General features: G+C 65.1%; 2 protein-coding genes and 1 pseudogene. All 3 read left to right on the top strand.

Annotation, left to right across the window (positions count from 1 at the left end; translation table 11 throughout):
* Window positions 1-151, top strand: a pseudogene (locus RMO40_RS11345) (branched-chain amino acid ABC transporter permease); the annotation flags it as partial.
* A gap of 12 nt (window positions 152-163) precedes the next feature.
* Window positions 164-1,255 carry an ABC transporter permease subunit gene (locus RMO40_RS11340; protein ID WP_309720783.1) on the top strand — a complete coding sequence of 364 codons (1,092 nt, stop codon included), beginning with the start codon at window positions 164-166 and terminating at the stop codon, window positions 1,253-1,255.
* A 10-nt stretch (window positions 1,256-1,265) separates the two neighbouring features.
* Complete coding sequence (locus RMO40_RS11335; protein ID WP_489660143.1) at window positions 1,266-2,054, top strand: ABC transporter ATP-binding protein; 789 nt, start codon at window positions 1,266-1,268, stop codon at window positions 2,052-2,054.
* The last annotated feature ends 19 nt before the right edge of the window (window positions 2,055-2,073 follow it).

Here is a 2,073-nt window from a genome sequence, read left to right as displayed (position 1 = left end):
CGAAGCCATGGGCGCCGGCTACATCGGCGACCTCACCGGCGGCGTGCTCGGCAGCCACTACCAGGACATCTTCGCCTTCATCGTGCTCATCCTCGTGCTCACCCTGCGCCCGCAAGGCCTGCTCGGCGAGCGTGTGGCCGATCGCGCCTGACGGGAGCTGCACATGTTTCTCAAAGACAACAAACTCGCCGTCTTCCTGATCGCCGGCGTGCTGCTGCTGGTGGTGCCCCTGTTCGCGCAACAGTTCGGCAACGCCTGGGTGCGCATCATCGACATTGCCCTGCTCTACGTGCTGCTGGCCCTCGGCCTGAACATTGTCGTCGGCTACGCCGGCCTGCTCGACCTCGGCTACGTGGCGTTTTATGCAGTGGGCGCCTACATGCTTGCGCTGCTCGCCTCGCCCCACCTGAGCACCACCTTCACCTCCATCGGTGTGGCCTTTCCCAACGGTCTGCACGTGCCCTGGTGGGTGGTGATCCCGCTCGGCGCCGTGATCGCCGGCCTGTTCGGCGTGATGCTCGGCGCGCCCACGCTCAAGCTGCGCGGCGACTACCTGGCCATCGTGACGCTGGGCTTCGGCGAAATCATCCGCGTCTTCCTGACCAACCTCGATGCGCCGGTCAACATCACCAACGGCCCCAAGGGCTTGAGCCAGATCGAATCGATCCAGATTTTTGGCTACGACTTCGCCAAGTCGCATACCTTCTTCGGCTTCGAGATTCCCTCGGTCACCAACTACTACTACCTGTTCCTGGTGCTGGTGATCTTCAGCGTGCTGATCTGCTACCGGCTCGAGCGCTCCCGCATCGGGCGGGCCTGGATGGCCATCCGTGAAGACGAGATCGCCGCCAAGGCCATGGGCATCAACACCCGCAACCTCAAACTGCTGGCCTTCGGCATGGGCGCCACCTTCGGCGGTGTGTCGGGTGTGCTGTTTGCCAGCTTCCAGGGCTTCGTCTCGCCCGAGTCCTTCAGCCTGCAAGAGTCGGTGATGATCGTGGCGATGGTGGTGCTCGGCGGCATCGGCCACATCCCCGGCGTCATCCTCGGCGCCTTGCTGCTCGCGGCCCTGCCCGAGGTGCTGCGCTACGTGGCCGGCCCCCTGCAAAACATGACCGACGGCCGGCTCGACGCCGCCATCCTGCGCCAGCTGCTGATCGCGCTGGCCATGATCGCCATCATGCTGGCCCGCCCGCGCGGCCTGTGGCCCACACCCGAGCACGGCAAGGCAGCGCCCGTGCCACAAGGCAAGTGAGGAGGCGACCATGACAAACGTACCTATGACAAACGTGCTCAGGGTCAGCGGCGTCTCCAAGCGCTTCGGTGGTCTGCAAGCCCTCTCCGACGTGGGCATCAGCATCGAAGCCGGGCAGGTCTATGGGCTGATTGGCCCCAATGGTGCGGGCAAGACCACCTTCTTCAACGTGCTCACCGGGCTGTACACACCCGACTCCGGCAGCTTCGAGCTGGGCGGCAAGCCCTACAAGCCGAGTGCCGTGCACGAGGTCGCCAAGGCCGGCATCGCACGCACCTTCCAGAACATCCGCCTCTTCGCCGAGATGACGGCGCTCGAGAACGTGATGGTCGGGCGCCACGTGCGCACCGCCTCCGGCCTGGTCGGCGCGGTCTTTCGCACCGCCAGCTTCAAGGCCGAAGAGGCCGCCATCGCCAAACGAGCCCAAGAGCTGCTCGACTACGTGGGCATCGGCAAATACGCCGAGTTCAAGGCACGCACGCTGAGCTATGGCGACCAGCGCCGCCTGGAGATCGCACGCGCCTTGGCCACCGACCCCAAGCTGATCGCACTCGACGAGCCCGCCGCCGGCATGAACGCCACCGAGAAGGTGGTGCTGCGCGAGCTGATCGACACCATCCGCAAGGACGGCCGCACCATCCTGCTGATCGAACACGACGTCAAGCTGGTGATGGGCCTGTGCGACCGCGTGACGGTGCTCGACTACGGCAAGCAGATCGCCGAAGGCACGCCGGCCGAGGTGCAACGCAACGAGAAGGTGATCGAGGCCTACCTCGGCGCCGGCCACAAGGCGCATTGAAAGTCGATATGAAGCATTC

The organism is Rhizobacter sp. (genome assembly GCF_031412075.1).
Taxonomy (GTDB): domain Bacteria; phylum Pseudomonadota; class Gammaproteobacteria; order Burkholderiales; family Burkholderiaceae_C; genus Rhizobacter.
Note: the sequence above shows the minus strand (reverse complement) of the source record. Positions and strands in the feature narration are given on the sequence as shown.